This is a genomic window from Eubacteriales bacterium (genome assembly GCA_041390245.1).
GTDB lineage: Bacteria > Bacillota > Clostridia > Christensenellales > JAWKQI01 > JAWKQI01.
Genome location: JAWKQI010000001.1, coordinates 114,022 through 130,148, shown reverse-complemented (window position 1 = coordinate 130,148; position 16,127 = coordinate 114,022). Strand labels below are relative to the sequence as shown.

Below are 16,127 nucleotides of genomic sequence, written 5' to 3'. Positions count from 1 at the left end.
GTTGTTTTATGTATTTATCAATAGTTTTAACAGTTGTATTATTAATACTCACAGTTAGCGGTTGCTTTAATAAAGCATTTTTTAGGGCACGTATAAATAAACTTACTTTTATTATATTTTTAGTGCTATTTGCCATAGCGGTTTTGATGCCCGAAGTCGGAATATACGGGGTTAGCTTAAATTTAGCGATACCTTTGGCTTTTATTTTTATGATAGCAGCGTTAATAAAAAAACCTAAATACGGCATTATGGCGATGTTAAGCGCGATATTATTGGCGGGGATAATATATATGGTAGAGCGTACTCTTGATATAAGCGAGTATTCTATGAACGGGCTTGCATATATAGAGACAGGCATTATACTGATAATAATATCCATTATGTCCAAAGATGCTGTTATTGCAGCTGCAGCCGCATATTTTTGCAGTGTGTCCCTGCTTGCGTTTTATATATTAGAACATGTGCTAATAGGAGATACATATATATACCTAGATATGGACTTAAGCCTGGCCAGAGCTGCGGCAGCCACCGCATCTACTATGATCTTAACTGATATTACACATTCGATTGCTGAATGGTTCAGGAGAAGAAAAGAAGAATTAAAGGTAGTTCACAAGAACGCCTAAAATAAAAAACGGGTTTTGCGGGGGAATTTATGGGGTTTACCGTTTCAAAGGTAAATAGGGAGCTTAAACATTTAATTAAAAGTGGCGACGAGATCCAAAAGATAAATAATGAGGATTTTATCGATTATGTAGATTACGTTTATTTCAGTGCCCAAAAAAACTTAAAAATAGATCTTAAAAGAAACGGAAAACACATTTCAGTAAATATAAACAAAGATGAAGACACTCCTTTAGCTTTAGAATTTAAAGAAAGCCTTTTTGGCAAAAAAAGAGTCTGTTTAAATAACTGTATATTTTGTTTTGTGAGCCAGCTTCCAAAAGGACTGAGAAAAACTCTTTATGTAAAAGATGAGGATTGGAGATATTCCCTTATAATGGGGAATTATATAACGATGTCCTCTATTTCTGATGCAGAGCTTACCCGTATATGTAAACGTGGGGCAAGCCCCCTGTATATATCGGTACATACGATTGATGAGGGGCTTAGGAAAAAGATACTGGGAAATGAAACGGCGCGCCCGATTAAGGAAACGTTGAATATCTTACTTGAAAATAATATTAACTTTCATGCCCAGGTCGTTTTAATGGCCGGAATAAACGACGGGAAAGTTTTAAAGGAGACTATCGGTTATTTATCGTCTCTTGAAAACTGCCTTTCGCTTGCGGTAGTCCCTGTTGGGCTTACAAAGTTTAGAGAAGGGCTTTACCCTATTTCCGTGTTAAATAAAGAATCGGCAGAAAAAGCAATCGACGTTATTAACATAGCTCAAAAGGAAATTTTAAAAAAGCGAGGGACAAGATTTGTCTTCCCTTCGGACGAAATGTATTTAAGGGCAAAATACGTTTTGCCGCAATATGAAGAGTACGAGGATTTTTGCCAGATAGAAAACGGCGTTGGCATGATTCGCCTCTTTGAACGGGAAGTAAAAAACGCAATAGAGGATTTTTCAGATGTAAAACCGATTAAAAGAAAAATTAGTATTGCAACAGGTATGGATTCTTATGATTTTATGGTAGAATGTATAAATAACATAAAATCGGCTTTTGATATAGACGTTTTAATCTATCCTATAAAAAATGATTTTTTTGGAGACAGCATTACGGTTTCCGGCCTTATAACAGGCGGGGATTTAAATAACCAGCTTTTAAATAAGCCGCTTGGCAAGGAGCTTATAATTCCTGACTGCATGCTTCGGGATAGAAAAGATACGTTTTTAGATGATGTTACCGTAGATGAACTTTCTGAAAGCCTTAACGTTAAGGTGTGTCCGGTTAAGGCAGATGGAGAAAGTTTTGTCTTGTCGGTTTTAGGGCAAAAGGAGATATAATCAATGGCGATGCCAATAGTAGCGATTGTCGGGCGTCCGAACGTAGGCAAATCCACATTTTTCAACAGGATAACTGGCAAAAGGATAGCTATAGTTAAGGATACTCCCGGCGTGACAAGGGACCGTATATACGCAGATGCAGAATGGAACGGCATCACTTTTTCTTTGGTAGACACCGGAGGGATAGATTTAAATACCTCGGATGTGATTTTAAAACAGATGAGGGAACAGGTCCAAATTGCTATCGATACTGCAGATGTGATACTGTTTTTTACCGATGCAAAGCAGGGCCTTATACCGGAAGACTATGAAGTTGCCATGATGCTTAGGCATACTAAAAAACCGGTCATCGTCGTAGTTAATAAAGTAGACAATAAAAAAGACGAACAGGAAGTCTATGATTTTTATAGCTTGGGTATAGGCGAAATATTTGGCATATCTTCGGCACAGGGGTTAGGATTGGGGGATCTTTTAGATAAGATAGTGTCTTATTTAAAAGATTTTAAAACTGCTGAGCAGGAAGATATGATAAAAATAGCTATCGTCGGAAAGCCAAATGCGGGGAAGTCATCTTTAGCTAACAGGATAATAGGCGAAAGCAGGTCTATAGTAAGCGACATACCAGGGACGACCAGGGACGCTATAGACTCTTATTTTACGAGAGACGACCAAAAATATATGATAATAGATACAGCTGGGTTGAGGCGTAAATCCAGGATAGAAGATGCTACGATAGAACGTTACAGCGTTATAAGAACTCTGGCAGCGGTTAAAAGGGCAGACGTAGTAATAATAATGATCGACGCGACAGATGGGGTGACAGAACAGGATGTAAAGATAGCCGGATTTGTCGACGACGAAGGCAAGCCTGTAGTTATAGCAGTCAATAAATGGGACTTAATTGATAAGGATACGTACACTGTAAACTCCTTTAATGATAAAATAATGAGTGCGATGCTTTTTATGAAATATGCCCAAATCGTATATATATCCGCTCTTAGCGGACAAAGGGTTGATAAGCTGTTAGATGAAGCATTAAACGCATATAAGAACAGCGCGAAACGTCTGACGACCGGGTTGTTAAACGACTGTATAAATGAAGCGATAACAGTGACACAGCCCCCTTCGGACAAAGGCAGGCGCTTAAAGATTTACTATGCCACGCAAGTTGCCGTTTCACCGCCGTTTTTTGTATTATTTGTTAATGACGAGAAGCTGGTTCATTTTTCTTATAAGAGATATCTTGAAAATTATCTGAGGAAAACCTTTGATTTTAAAGGCACACCGATTAGAATAGCCTTTAGGGAGAAGAACGAATAAGAGGAGGGAATAAAATTGGACAATTTGATTTTTAAACTTATAATATCAGCGATTCAGGCGTACTTACTTGGGTGTATTATATTTTCTTATATCTTAAGCCGTATAATCAATAAAAAGGATATTAGAGAGCTCGGAAGCGGCAATGCCGGGTCTACCAACATGCTCAGGAACTACGGCTTGAAATGGGGCATTTTAGCGCTCGCAGGCGATGTGCTTAAAGGTAGTTTGGCTGTTTTTTTCGGTTATTTGCTCGCTGGAAGGACCGGTATGTACGTTGCGGCAGTATTCGTTATGCTGGGGCATAATTGGCCGGTGTTTCTGCAGTTTAAAGGCGGAAAGGGAATTGCAGTAACTTTAGGCGCTCTTATAGTTATAATGCCCATACACACACTTATAATATTTGCAGCAGCTATAGTAATAATGGTTTTGACCAGAACGGTGTCGATAGGGTCTCTCGCCGGTTCTGTCATTTACGTTATAACGGCATTTGTGTTTTTCCCTTCGGATACTTATCTTCATATAGCTATCATAGTGCTGGCATTGTCTGCATTTTTCTCGCATAGGGAAAATATAAAGCGCATATTAAAAGGGCAGGAATCTAAGATAAAGCTTTCAAAGAATGGCATAATGGAAAAAATAAAAAAAAATAAAGTAAAAGACGACGAACCTGTTTCAGCCAAATAAAATTTTCAGAAATTGCATGGGTTGTTAACCCTTAGCTTTGATGCTATAATATCTTCGGCTTGTACCCGTAGCTCAGTTGGATAGAGCGTAGGACTCCGACTCCTAAGGCCAGAGGTTCGAATCCTCCCGGGTACGCCACCAAAAAAACAGCTTGATCAAGCTGTTTTTTTGGTTATTTGTTTTTTCTTTTTATTTTATAAATTTTTTTGACTAGTTAAAACTTCTAAGATAATAAACATACTCCGAGTTTATAATATTATCTAACCTTTTTAATAATATAATTAACTTCTATTATATTAAATTTCTGTTATAATAATTACATATTGTTACAATTTTTTTTCAAAAATATTAACTTAGACACAACTTGTCCGCATTTTAGAGATAAAATAGGTACAATTCACACATATGGAGGGGTAACATATGACGAAAATATTGATTGTTGAAGATGAACTGCCTATATCCAGCTTGATTCAGATGAAGCTTACACGGCAGGGCTATTTTTGTGAGTGTGCCTACGACGGCAAAATGGCAGCTGATCTTATTGAGAAAAATAATTATGATTTGGTTCTTCTAGATATTATGCTTCCAATTTTTAACGGCTTTGATTTGATGTATTATATTCAGCCGATGAATATTCCTGTTATATTTTTAACGGCAAAGGGAGATGTCCAAGATAAAGTGAAAGGGCTGAAATTAGGAGCCGACGATTATATTGTAAAGCCTTTTGAAATGGTAGAGCTAATGGCCAGGATCGAAGTTGTATTAAGGCGTTACCACAAAGGGAAAGATTTAATTCAGATTGGCGATGTAGTTATTTACGTGGATGCACGGAAAGTAACAAAGCAGGGTGACCCTGTCAAGCTTACGATAAAGGAGTTTGACCTGCTCGTAATTCTCGCACAAAACAAAAATATCGCACTATTTAGAGAGACATTGTTTGAACGCGTATGGGGAATAGAATTTGCATGCGATACGCGTACATTAGATTCCCATATACAGCGTTTGCGCAAAAAACTTGGATGGGAAGGCCGTATAAAAACCATCTATAAGGTCGGTTACCGATTGGATGATACATAATGAAGTTTTTTTTCAAAGTGTTTATTTTAACAACATTAGTGATTGCCATAGTATGCTCTATTGGAAGCTATGCGCTGATATCTACTTCTTTTAATTCGGATGTTAATCGGGAAATCGAAAGGGGTTTGGAGGAATATCAGCTTACACAGTTTGCTTTTGAATCCAGCCTGCTTAGTGCAGAAATGCAATACAGCAATGTCACAGATGAAATGATGGGAAGTATTATCAAACAAACGGCTGCCATGACAAGCGGGCAAAGCCTGGCAGTTTTTAACAGCGCAGGGACAAAGCTTGTGTCCGTTCCGGAAACGCTTTCGGTTTCACTTTCTGTAACTTCTATTGGAGATGATGACCAGCAATATCAGATATCAGATGCATCAGGTGCGTATACTTTGGAAATCGTCGGAAGCTTTGTTTATAACGACCAAAGGCTTTATCTGGCTTTATCCCGCAGTGTAAAAGAAATATTTTCTAAAAAAGAAGAGTTGACACGGTTTTATATATATTTGAATCTGGCTATGATTGCAGTTGGAGCGCTACTTATATCTGCTTTGTCCTTTATATTAACCCGCCCGATAAGGAAGCTAAAGAAGTCGGCAGGTCGTATTGCAGAAGGCAGGTATCATGAGCGGGTCGATGTTAAAACAAAAGATGAGATAGGAGAGCTGGCGACTAGCTTCAATCATATGGCGGCGGCTGTGGAACAAAATATTGCCGATTTAAAGAAATACGCGCAGCAGCAGGAGGATTTCGTCGCGAATTTTTCGCATGAACTGAAAACACCTCTTACATCTATCATTGGATATGCTGATCTCCTGCGCTCTGAAGACTTAGAGCCAAAGGATGTATTTAAAGCGTCTTCCTTCATTTTTAGTGAGGGAAAACGCCTGGAAGCCATGTCGTTAAAGCTGATGGATATGATTGTGTTAGAACGCCAGAATTTCACTTTAAGGCCGATTAATATAAAGCCGCTGTTACGGCATGTTATTAAAGTCGTTGCACCGCTTCTTATTACGGCCGATATAAAAATTGAACTGACTGCAGAAAAACGGATCGTATTTTGCGAACCGGACCTTTTAGTTACGCTGATAATAAATTTAATAGATAACGGGAGGAAAGCTTCTGATGGTGGGGAAATACTGCTATCAGGAAAAACTGTCGGGCAAAAGTATCAGATATCCGTTCGTGATTTTGGCCGGGGTATACCTCCTGAAGAGACTCAAAGAATCACTGAGGCGTTTTATATGGTGGATAAATCTCGTTCGCGTGCACAGCACGGTGCAGGATTGGGGTTATCGATTGCTCAGCGTGTCGCCGAGATCCATGGTTCCAAGTTAAAGGTTAAGAGTGTTTTAAATGAAGGCACAACGGTGTCATTTTTGCTGCCTCTAACGAAAAACAGCCGTCAGGAGTTAGAGAAGAAAGGAGAAGAGGAGTGAAAGGGTTCCTTGCATATAAAAGGTTTCTTATATATATTTTTTGGACTTTAATTGTATTGGTATTTGTATTTATAAGCGTTGCTGTACCTGTGGCCTTATCAAAGGCTCAGGAAAAAGAGACATTAAATAAGGTTTTTACGTTGCAAGCAGATGAGGACACAAATTATCTAAGCCAGGCGGTTTCGTTTGAAGAACGGGTAAATATATTCTGCAACGCAGATATTAATATAAAGAGTACGAGAAGCGCCTACTCATCTGAACTTTCAATAGAAGAAGTAATAAAAAAAATAAATGATTATTTGCCCGATTGGATAGACGAATTCAATTCTGAAATCTACGCAAACCTTGGTTTGCCAACTGTTGCGGCGGATACTTTGTTATCATATGCAATGATCGATGCCGTTTTATATGAGAGCCCCAGCGGCTCTACGAAAATTCCATATTGGCAGGTCACATATCAATGGGAGCCATATTATAATGAAACTGTTACCGTAAAGAACTGGCCGATTTATTTTTTGGAAATTTATTGTGATACGCTAACAGGCAATCCTTACTGCATAAGTTATTATTATTCTTCATTCATACATTTCAGTGAATCTTGCGGGGTATCTGCCTATGCAAAGACCATAGGGCTTGAGGATAAGCTTAAAATAGCGGAAGCAGAACAATACTTTGCAAAAGAAGAAGTCGTATATGATACTAGTGAAAAGAGCAGCGCTACCATTATAAATAATGCTTTGAATTTGTTCTTCCCGCTTGAGGACCAGGGTTTTGGCATCGTAAAATCTATAAATATTTTAGGAGAAAACTGGGATCGTATACAGTTTATACCCAATGATATGGTAGAGTAAATAAAAATAACACAAGTTGTATACATTTCAAGTAAGATTTGATGACATCGGTTTTTTAAGATATAAAAGGCCGGTGTTTTTTAATACGGTCAAAAAAGCAAATTAGACAATATATCTTGTCGGTTTTGAGAAGGACGGAGTGGATTAAAATAAGAAATCTGTTAAAAAGATACCGGCGCAAAAAACGCTGGACCACTAAAAAGAATGTAATATTTAGATTGATTTTCATAATTATATTATTTATTTTAGCCGTCGTGATAGCGATAAAAATTGTATCTGATGAAGCGATAGGATTTGTGAGAACAGATTTAGATAGCCAAGTAGCAGGGGTGACTTCCGAGCAAATAGACACTGATACCCCAGCAGCTTCATTTAATAAAAAAAAGGCAGAAGGCTTTTTGATGCTGGTAAACTGGGAGCATCCGCTTACTTCAGATAAACGCCCGGATGGAATGGTAAAAATGGGGACTGTTTTTGAAAAAGGATTGGTAGCATTAAACGAGCATGCATCTATTAATGAGGTGGCAGGCGAAGCGGCAAATGAAATGTTTAAGGCAGCTAAAGAAGACGGTGTAACTCAATTTATTATTACTAGTGCTTACCGCAGTGTTTCGTATCAGGATACGTTATACCAGGAAAAGTTAAATGAAGATAAAAATTATGGCAGCGACCCTTATACAAACCCGGTTAAAGTTATGCCGGGAAATTGTACTGAGCATGCAACTGGGCTGGCAATTGATATTTTGGCGGAAGATTATAAGGAAGCTGATGATGATTATGATGAAACGGAGCAGGGGAAATGGCTTAAAAATAACGCATATAAGTTTGGGTTTATTCTCCGCTACCCAGAGAATAAGGAACATATTACGGGTGTGATTTATGAACCGTGGCATTATCGGTATGTAGGAGTCGAAGCGGCTAGAGAAATGTATGAAATGGGGCTATGCCTTGAGGAGTATGTATATGTCCCATAACCAGCAAAGAGTTTGAGTATCGTTTAGAAATAGGCAGGGAGCGTTGTTTTTACCCATTTATCTTTATAATATCCAAAATGGCTTTCTACTGTTAAATTCTTAAGATCAAATAAAGAGGTACATCCTTCTATGCGAATATCTTTACCGTCACTGCTTTTTGGATTATCCTCATAATACTCAGGGAACTTTCCGTATGGAGATAAATAGTCTGCCAGGTGTTTGGCGGTTTTATAATTGATGCTGCCGTTTTTAATAAGCTCCTGCCTTACCTGATGGTTTAATTCATCATATCGCCATTGCAGATCATTGACCTTTCCAATAGTTATCAATGCAACCCATGGGTCCATTGCACAAAGCCGCATATGCGGCAGCAAGAAGTGGTTAGTCGTGATAAATACGTCTTGCTGTGTGCGCTGAGGAGCAAAGTAAAAGTTAGAGGGGCAGTTTTTTTCTTCTATCGTACGGTTTATAAATCCATCAGGTAAGAAGGCATCTTTATATAGGCGTATCCAAGGGTTGTATCTTGCTTTATAGTATTCAAAAAGCCCGGCGTTAAATTTAAAATATATGTCTGGGAAAGGCGCACCGTACCAGCGCGTCATTGTACCGTTTTTAAAAGGTGCCGGTTCATGTGACGAAAGGAATTTATCATCTGGCAAATAAGGGCGTAAAGATGCTGGCGGATAGCTTAGGAAATCTATATTGTTTAAAGATGCACCAGCCTCTACGGTACAGGCGGTGTCACTTACTCCGTCTGAAAATACGTAGTTCCACGAAACGCCACGTTTGGCATCTTTAACAACTTCAGCTGAATCAGAGGCGCTGCTGCCATAAAGTATGCTTTCGCGGAGAAGCAGCATTGAGTTTATTCCGACATGGTCTATATCACAATTGGCAGCAGGCGACATGTTAAGCCCTGCGGCCACGCCCTTAATGTTCATGGCGCTTATGCTGCCGATCATTCCGGGGGCAGTTATGCTTACATGAGGGTTTAGAGGCACTTTATCCTGCTTAGATGGGAGGCATATGATATGTGCCAAGTTTTTTTGAAGCACTCCGCCGGAAGCAAACATAAAATCACGGGCAAAGAAATGCCCGCCTGATGCTGCAGCGCCGAATATTGAAAAAGCATTGCACATCATTGCAAGGTGTATATCTTTAGGGGCAAGCTGCGGCACCTGTTTGCGAAGGAAACTGCCGGTATAAACAAGCGCGCATAGCACATCTATTCCTACGTTCATTATGCTTAAACGCGAGAGTGTGACAGGAGTTTTCGGGTTGCTCTTTTTGCAGCCATTTAATATACCGTTAACTTCATCACGTATGTGCTTGGGCTGCGATTCCCACGTACTTCTGGAAATATCATGAATAAACGAGACAAGTAATTTTTGAAGCAATGGAAATACATTTAAAAAATCCAATCCTATGAAGTCAAAGATTATGTTGTCAACGAAATTAACTGACATATCGGAGATTTCTGGTTCCGCAAGCAGCCCCAATAGGTAGCCTCGTTCATAGGGATTTCCTTCGAGATAATAGCTGGTTTTCATTTTGCCTGTATCCCTGTCCGCTGCCGTCATATGTTTAGCCTCTATACCAAGCATGCCTGATTCAGTATATGCCCTTTTCTTTACCTTAAATCCATCGGCTGAAAATGCTTTATATAGCTTAGAAAAATGAGATTCTGTTTGAATACTGTCTTCCATAACTTTGCCTCCGGAGAATTGCCGGCGTTATAGTATTTAAAAATTCTATGATTTAAAACGCCGGCATAATTCTCATTTACTTTTATGTGTGTTGATAAAGATTTATGTTGAAGGCTATTATAAAGGGCAGGCATCTAGCCAGATAGCTTATGGATTTTATTGAATACATCAGCCTTTTACCATATAATGTTGTTGTAATAAGCAAAAGCAAAACAAAAATTTAGAGGTGCAGATAATGGGATTATATTGTACGATATTCGGGCATAAATGGAATGGATGCAAATGTGTTAGGTGTGGTTTTGTGTCGCAACACAGCAATAATCATCATTACGTTCCTGTTGAAGGAAAATGTCAGCTGGTATGCTCAATTTGCGGGAAAAAAGTACCTAGGCAACATAAATGGGTGATTGTAGGGGATAAAGCTAATAAAGAGTGTATTAAATATTGCGAGATTTGCGGAGAGAAAGGCAAGGCCGAACATAAGTGGAATAAATGTATATGCGAACGGTGCGGCGCTATACGAAAAAGTGAGCACGATTTTCACATTTTAGAAGGCGAATGTATTGAGAAATGCTCAATTTGCGGCACGACAAGGCCGATTGCACATAAATGGGCAGGTGATGTCTGCATAAACTGCCATATTAGCAAAAAGACCTATTTTGAACAAAGGGCACTTGAAGCACAGGGCGCAATATACGAAACAACGGGCTGTGATATAGTTGGGGAGATTGAAGACCAAACCTTATTACAAAACATTGCGAATAATGCTAAATTATATCGTGTGCGAAGCGAGGCGTTAAAGCATATTATAAAGCGGGAAATCTTAATATCCATAGCACAGGATAGATCGAAAGACTATGATTTTAGAATTGAAGCTGCAAATAAGATCAAGGATGACGCTGAGAGGAAAAAAGTGCTTGCATCAATAAGCATGTCTCCGGGAGAGCAGTCACAATATGACAGTGAAGTAAAATCAGGGCTTTAGTGCTTAATAGAGGAACTATATTAAACTTTTTATAGCGTTAAATAAAAAACTTCCGCCGAAAAAGACAAGCAAACAACCAAGCATAGCTATTAGTATGCGGTAAGGTTTGTCTTTGATGAATTTACGCGTGGTTCCGATTATTATAGATATCACACCATACCATATAAAATCTGCCATGATATGCCCAATGTAATAAACGACTACGCCCATATAGCCAAGTGTTTCATAAGAGTTGATGACAAAACCTAAACCGATGACAGCCCACCATAAAAGAAAATAAGGGTTGGCGGCACTTATCAGCATCCCGGAAATAAACAGGTTCTTATTACTTGATTTTTCATTATCGAGCTTTACAGACACTTTGTTCTTTATGGAATTAATAATCATGTCGATTCCCATGTATATAAGGAGTATCCCGCCCAATATACCTATTACGATTTGGGCTGTATCGGACTTAAGTACTATGTCTAAGCCTAAAAATATAAGTACAAGCAAAATGAGCTCTAAAAAAGCATGCCCAAGTGTAATTATAAAACCGGAACGCGGGCCAAATGATAAAGACTGTTTGATAGTATAAGTAAGAAGTGAACCAGGCATTATAGCGCCTGAAAAACCGATTGTAAGTGCGGATAAGAATATAAGTATCATATAATAATAACTCTCTATCGAACTTAAAAATCTTTGTTAAACCAAAAACTTTATTAATACTAGCATTTATATATCATAAAGTCAAACTCCGGATTTTTCAGTTGATATCCGTTATATGGTGAAAAATCGTCTGCTTAAAAGGCTTTCTCCAGGTGACGTTTCGTCCGTTAAAAGTGGTGCTGGGATATAAGCGGCTCTTTTGTTATAGAATCAAATCCAGTTATTATTGAAGAATGTACGATATTATCATGGGCATTTTTATATTGGATCAAATCTCCTATGAAGATCTTCCCTTCGATTTTGCTTTCATATTCGTTATTTAAGTCTAGGTAATAAGTATCTGCCTTGATGCCAAAACGTTTTTCCTCTGAACATACGCGTATATACCAGAATAAAGACTGCGCAACACTCCAGCAAACAGAGTTTTTTCCATAGAGGTACCACCAGGGATGTGACCTGTTAAAATCGTTATTTGCTCCGCCGGCGCGTAGGCACTGGGATATAAAGTTCGTACAGTCATCGGCTGAATAATATATATAATTAGGGTTTGGGGTAAGCGCGTAACGAATCGCATAGGCCGCCGCGGCTTCTCTATTGTAGACCATATTTTTAACATCCTTTACTCATATATTTTACTGAAAAGAGAAGTGAGTTTGATAAAAGCCTTAAAAATTGGTATATTATATAATATATTTCATGTTTTTTGATATAATAATGCTATATTTAAGCAAAGTTGATAAAAAAGAAGTTTTGAGTAACACTTGACAGTGTTTTGCACATAAACTATAATATAAAAATCTCTTTGCACTGCATACAATACAGTACAAACTGAGCAGGCGATGGGCTTATGTTAAGTTCGTGGGGCCGGGCCGTAATCAACGGCAGCAAATGTAGCACATTTGCGGGACAGTGGTATGTTTCGTAGATGCGTATTTTTATTTAAAGGTATATACGCCGTTGATATGAAGTGCCATAGAGCTATCTTAAAAAAAGCCAAGAGGCTAATTCGGAGGTAACTTTTATGACAAACAGTAAAATATTTAAAAGGGCTGACTTCAAAAGAAGCCAAAATACTTCAGGAGCAATATGGCAAAAATGAGCTTATCCCACCTAAAAACAAAACTTTTTAAAAAAATCCTTGCATATCATATGTGAACCTATGTTCCTCTTATTGATTATTGCCGCAGTTATATACTTCATTTTAGGAGAACCGCGTGACGGCGCTATAATGCTTGTATTTGTCAGCGCTATCATAGGCGTAGACATAATTCAGGAATGGAAAACCGATAAAACACTAAACGCATTGAAAAATTTATCAGCACCTACGGTCACAGTTTTAAGAGATGGAAAAGAAACGGTGATCGCTAGTTCAGATATAGTTCCCGGGGACTTAGTTACTATTTCCGAGGGAATAAAAATTCCTGCAGACGGTGAAATCGTAAAATTGAGCGACCTTTGCGTAGACGAGTCTTCCTTAACAGGAGAATCAGAAGGCGTGTGGAAAGTAGTATCTGAGGGGAATAATACCCAAGACTACTGGAGACGCGATTATTGTTATGCAGGCACATTGGTAATACAGGGCAGCGCAACCATACTTATAGATAAAATCGGCAAATCAACCGAGTATGGTAAAATCGGCGCAAACGTAGCCTCGGCAGAAGAAAAACAAACTCCGCTTCAAAAGCAAACGGGCAGGCTGGTAAAGCTAAGTGCCGGGATCGCGGCTATATTATTTGCACTTGTAACTACCCTTACTTGGTTTAATATATCGGATCATGCCTTTAATGACAGGATAATTGAAAGTATCCTTTCTGGTATAACTCTTGCAATGGCTATGATACCGGAAGAGTTCCCAGTCATTTTAACTGTATTTCTTTCCATGGGAGCATGGAGGCTTGCAAAAAAGCAATCCCTTGTTCGAAGGTTGCCTTCAGTTGAAACACTTGGTGCAGTGTCTGTGCTTTGCGTAGACAAAACCGGTACGATAACCATGAACAAAATGGCTGTCAGCGAAGTATGGGCAACGGGGTGTGAGAGTAATGACCTATGTGAGGTTATGGGGCTTGCCTGTGAAACAGAAACTTATGACCCTATGGAAAAGGCGATGATAGATTACTGCGAAAGAGTAGGGATTCCAAGGGGGCATATATTCGGCGGAGAACTCATATACGAATATGCTTTCACAAATGAGCTTAAGATGATGGGCCATGTCTGGCGGCACGATGGTGAAGTAATAATCGCGGCCAAGGGTTCTCCGGAACGCATTCAGGGCCTTTGTGATTTAAACGAAGATGAAAAGACAGACCTAAGTATTAAAATTACCGAAATGTCTGAAAAGGGGTTAAGGGTTATTGCAGTTGCAATGGCTAAACTTAAAAGTGATACCCTTGTTCCGGAAAGCCTTACAGATTGTAAATTAAAACTTTGCGGGCTCGTAGGCCTTGCGGATCCACCGAGGCCTTCTGTCAAAAAAGATATTGCCAGGTGCATTAATGCCGGAGTCCGCGTTGTCATGATAACCGGAGACAACGGTATTACTGCATCAAGCATCGCTAAACAGATAGGGATACCGGATAGCGGCAAGATAATAACTGGTGACGAATTGGATGCAATGGATGATGAGGAATTAAGGCAGCGTGTCAAAGACGTTAGCATATTTTCACGCGTTATTCCGGAGCATAAGATGAGGATAGTTAAGGCATTTAAGGAAAACGGCAAGGTAGTTGCAATGACAGGAGACGGGGTTAACGATGCCCCTGCATTAAAACATGCGGATATCGGTATAGCAATGGGCAAGCGCGGGTCAGAAGTTTCCCGCGAGGCGGCTGACCTTATACTTATGGACGACAATTTCACGACCATAGTGGATACGATTCGAGACGGGCGCCGGATTTATGATAACATAAGAAAGGCAATAGGCTATGTATTTACAATACATATACCTATAGCGTTTGCATCTTTATTAGCGCCGCTGCTTCATATAGACCCTAAAGCACTCATGCTACTGCCTTTGCATGTTGTATTATTAGAACTTATAATAGACCCTACTTGTTCGATAGTACTCGAGCGACAGCCGGCAGAAAATGATATAATGAACAGGACCCTAGGAACCCAAAGGAAAATATCTTAAATTCGGGCACTTTACTAAAGAGTATAATACAGGGGATTTTAATATTTTTGGCGTCCTTTGGCACTTATTTTTGGTTTATTTTAAAAGACCCTTCAAATGCAGTGTTGGCCCGCACGATGGGTATCGTTATAATCATGATTGCAAACTTATTTTTGGTGCAGGTAAACAGTTCCGATATAACTTCCATATTTGCGTCTTTAAAGAAACTTTTTAAAGATAAGGTTATATGGATTATAAATGTAGCGACGATTGCGGGAATAGTAATCATACTTTACACTCCGCTCAATACCTTTTTAAAACTTTCGCCGCTTACTTTAGGTGAATTATTGATTGCTTTTGCAATTGCTGCAGTATCGGTTTTGTGGTACGAAGCTGTTAAACTGATTAAAAGGTTTAAATTAAAAAGCAACCATATGAGCAAGTAATTTTTTAAAATGGTTAAAATAAACTAAAGTTTAAAATAGCAAGGAGTGAATTAACGTGGCAAAAAATGCAATTGTTACAGGCGGATCCAGAGGAATCGGGCGGGACATAGTTAAAAGGCTTGCAAAGATGGGTTATAACGTAGTAATTGATTTTGTGAGCGATACCAGCCAAAAGCTTGCCAGTGATTTAGTAAGTGAAATAAAAAGTCAATATGGGGTTGAAGGCGTGGCTGTCCAGGCAGATGTGGCTGAATATAATTCATGCAAAAGAATAGTTGACACGGCAGTAAAAAACTTTGGAAGCAATATAGACGTTTTAGTCAACAATGCCGCTATAAGCAATGGAATTAGCTTTTTAAAACTGACACCGGAACAGTATACGCGGCTTATAAACGTAAATCTTATGGGGTGTATCCACTGTTCCCATTTAGTTATGCCGTATATGGTAAAAGCTAACGAGGGTTGTATAGTAAATATCTCTTCGATAGGCGGGTTAGTTGGAGTGTCAAGCGGAGCGGATTATTCTGCATCAAAAGGCGGCGTAATAGCTATCACAAGGTCATTAGCACTTGAATTTGGGAAATATAATATACGTGTTAACAGCGTTGCTCCTGGTTTTATCTTAACTGATATGCTTAAAAAGGCAGGAGAAGAAGGCATAGAGAAGAAAAGAAAAACAGTACCGCTTAAAGGAATAGGAGAAGTAGGGGACATTTCCCAGTGTGTTGAATACTTGGTTAATGCAAAGTATGTGACAGGGCAGACGATTTCGCCAAATGGTGGAGTAGTTATGCCATAAAAAAGATTTCAAAGGCGTTATAATTTATAATATAGTAAAATAGATAAATAATGTATAAGAAAGTTTTGCAATTCTTAACATAAAATATTTCATTTTAACAGAATATTAATATTAAAACGCCGTATCTTAACAGCA

At 38.8% G+C, this 16,127-nt stretch carries 13 protein-coding genes, 1 tRNA gene, 1 pseudogene and 1 riboswitch; of the genes and pseudogenes, 12 read left to right on the top strand and 3 right to left on the bottom strand.

What is annotated here, in order from left to right; all coding sequences use genetic code 11:
* The first annotated feature begins 8 nt into the window (after positions 1–8).
* The 9 genes from R2876_00615 to R2876_00575 all read left to right on the top strand — a co-directional run bounded on the left by R2876_00615 (position 9) and on the right by R2876_00575 (position 8,299).
* The gene (locus R2876_00615) at positions 9–626 is read left to right on the top strand and encodes a hypothetical protein (protein ID MEZ4357129.1); all 618 of its coding nucleotides are present in this window, start codon (positions 9–11) and stop codon (positions 624–626) included.
* Positions 627–655: 29 nt separating this feature from the next.
* Complete coding sequence (locus R2876_00610; GenBank protein ID MEZ4357128.1) at positions 656–1,954, top strand: DUF512 domain-containing protein; 1,299 nt, start codon at positions 656–658, stop codon at positions 1,952–1,954.
* Positions 1,955–1,957: 3 nt separating this feature from the next.
* Positions 1,958–3,274, top strand: coding sequence for a ribosome biogenesis GTPase Der (gene der / locus R2876_00605; protein MEZ4357127.1), 1,317 nt, complete (start codon positions 1,958–1,960; stop codon positions 3,272–3,274).
* 15 nt (positions 3,275–3,289) lie between these two features.
* Positions 3,290–3,958 carry a glycerol-3-phosphate 1-O-acyltransferase PlsY gene (gene plsY / locus R2876_00600; GenBank protein ID MEZ4357126.1) on the top strand — a complete coding sequence of 223 codons (669 nt, stop codon included), beginning with the start codon at positions 3,290–3,292 and terminating at the stop codon, positions 3,956–3,958.
* Positions 3,959–4,019: 61 nt separating this feature from the next.
* Positions 4,020–4,096 (top strand) — tRNA-Arg (locus R2876_00595).
* 282 nt (positions 4,097–4,378) lie between these two features.
* On the top strand, positions 4,379–5,035 hold the full coding sequence (locus tag R2876_00590; GenBank protein MEZ4357125.1) for a response regulator transcription factor: 657 nt from the start codon (positions 4,379–4,381) through the stop codon (positions 5,033–5,035).
* The gene (locus tag R2876_00585) at positions 5,035–6,474 is read left to right on the top strand and encodes a HAMP domain-containing sensor histidine kinase (protein MEZ4357124.1); all 1,440 of its coding nucleotides are present in this window, start codon (positions 5,035–5,037) and stop codon (positions 6,472–6,474) included. The genes R2876_00590 and R2876_00585 overlap by 1 nt, the downstream gene beginning before the upstream one ends.
* The gene (locus tag R2876_00580) at positions 6,471–7,325 is read left to right on the top strand and encodes a hypothetical protein (protein MEZ4357123.1); all 855 of its coding nucleotides are present in this window, start codon (positions 6,471–6,473) and stop codon (positions 7,323–7,325) included. Before R2876_00585 ends, R2876_00580 begins: the two co-directional genes overlap by 4 nt.
* Before the next feature lie 125 nt (positions 7,326–7,450).
* Complete coding sequence (locus tag R2876_00575; GenBank protein MEZ4357122.1) at positions 7,451–8,299, top strand: M15 family metallopeptidase; 849 nt, start codon at positions 7,451–7,453, stop codon at positions 8,297–8,299.
* A 23-nt stretch (positions 8,300–8,322) separates the two neighbouring features.
* On the opposite strand, the gene R2876_00570 is transcribed toward R2876_00575, so the two are convergent.
* Positions 8,323–10,005 carry a hypothetical protein gene (locus tag R2876_00570; GenBank protein ID MEZ4357121.1) on the bottom strand — a complete coding sequence of 561 codons (1,683 nt, stop codon included), beginning with the start codon at positions 10,003–10,005 and terminating at the stop codon, positions 8,323–8,325.
* A gap of 235 nt (positions 10,006–10,240) precedes the next feature.
* Here R2876_00570 and R2876_00565 point away from each other — a divergent pair, with 235 nt between their 5' ends.
* Positions 10,241–10,990, top strand: coding sequence for a hypothetical protein (locus tag R2876_00565; protein MEZ4357120.1), 750 nt, complete (start codon positions 10,241–10,243; stop codon positions 10,988–10,990).
* 15 nt (positions 10,991–11,005) lie between these two features.
* Here R2876_00565 and R2876_00560 read toward each other — a convergent pair whose 3' ends face one another.
* Together R2876_00560 and R2876_00555 are read right to left on the bottom strand one after the other, a co-directional pair.
* Positions 11,006–11,638, bottom strand: coding sequence for a LysE family transporter (locus R2876_00560; protein MEZ4357119.1), 633 nt, complete (start codon positions 11,636–11,638; stop codon positions 11,006–11,008).
* Positions 11,639–11,805: 167 nt separating this feature from the next.
* Positions 11,806–12,243 carry an amidase domain-containing protein gene (locus R2876_00555; GenBank protein MEZ4357118.1) on the bottom strand — a complete coding sequence of 146 codons (438 nt, stop codon included), beginning with the start codon at positions 12,241–12,243 and terminating at the stop codon, positions 11,806–11,808.
* Positions 12,244–12,456: 213 nt separating this feature from the next.
* Positions 12,457–12,550, top strand: a riboswitch (NiCo riboswitch).
* 137 nt (positions 12,551–12,687) lie between these two features.
* On the opposite strand from R2876_00555, the pseudogene R2876_00550 reads away from it, so the two are divergent.
* Positions 12,688–15,193 (top strand): annotated as a pseudogene (locus R2876_00550) (cation-translocating P-type ATPase).
* A gap of 55 nt (positions 15,194–15,248) precedes the next feature.
* Positions 15,249–15,992 carry an SDR family NAD(P)-dependent oxidoreductase gene (locus R2876_00545; GenBank protein ID MEZ4357117.1) on the top strand — a complete coding sequence of 248 codons (744 nt, stop codon included), beginning with the start codon at positions 15,249–15,251 and terminating at the stop codon, positions 15,990–15,992.
* Positions 15,993–16,127 lie beyond the last annotated feature (135 nt).

Bases quoted from the DNA above. Each gene is read 5' to 3' on its own strand.
- R2876_00615 (MEZ4357129.1), top strand. From the start codon at position 9: ATGTATTTATCAATAGTTTTAACAGTTGTATTATTAATACTCACAGTT.
- R2876_00610 (MEZ4357128.1), top strand. From the start codon at position 656: ATGGGGTTTACCGTTTCAAAGGTAAATAGGGAGCTTAAACATTTAATT.
- der (MEZ4357127.1), top strand. From the start codon at position 1,958: ATGGCGATGCCAATAGTAGCGATTGTCGGGCGTCCGAACGTAGGCAAA.
- R2876_00590 (MEZ4357125.1), top strand. From the start codon at position 4,379: ATGACGAAAATATTGATTGTTGAAGATGAACTGCCTATATCCAGCTTG.
- R2876_00585 (MEZ4357124.1), top strand. From the start codon at position 5,035: ATGAAGTTTTTTTTCAAAGTGTTTATTTTAACAACATTAGTGATTGCC.
- R2876_00570 (MEZ4357121.1), bottom strand. From the start codon at position 10,005: ATGGAAGACAGTATTCAAACAGAATCTCATTTTTCTAAGCTATATAAA.
- R2876_00565 (MEZ4357120.1), top strand. From the start codon at position 10,241: ATGGGATTATATTGTACGATATTCGGGCATAAATGGAATGGATGCAAA.
- R2876_00560 (MEZ4357119.1), bottom strand. From the start codon at position 11,638: ATGATACTTATATTCTTATCCGCACTTACAATCGGTTTTTCAGGCGCT.
- R2876_00555 (MEZ4357118.1), bottom strand. From the start codon at position 12,243: ATGGTCTACAATAGAGAAGCCGCGGCGGCCTATGCGATTCGTTACGCG.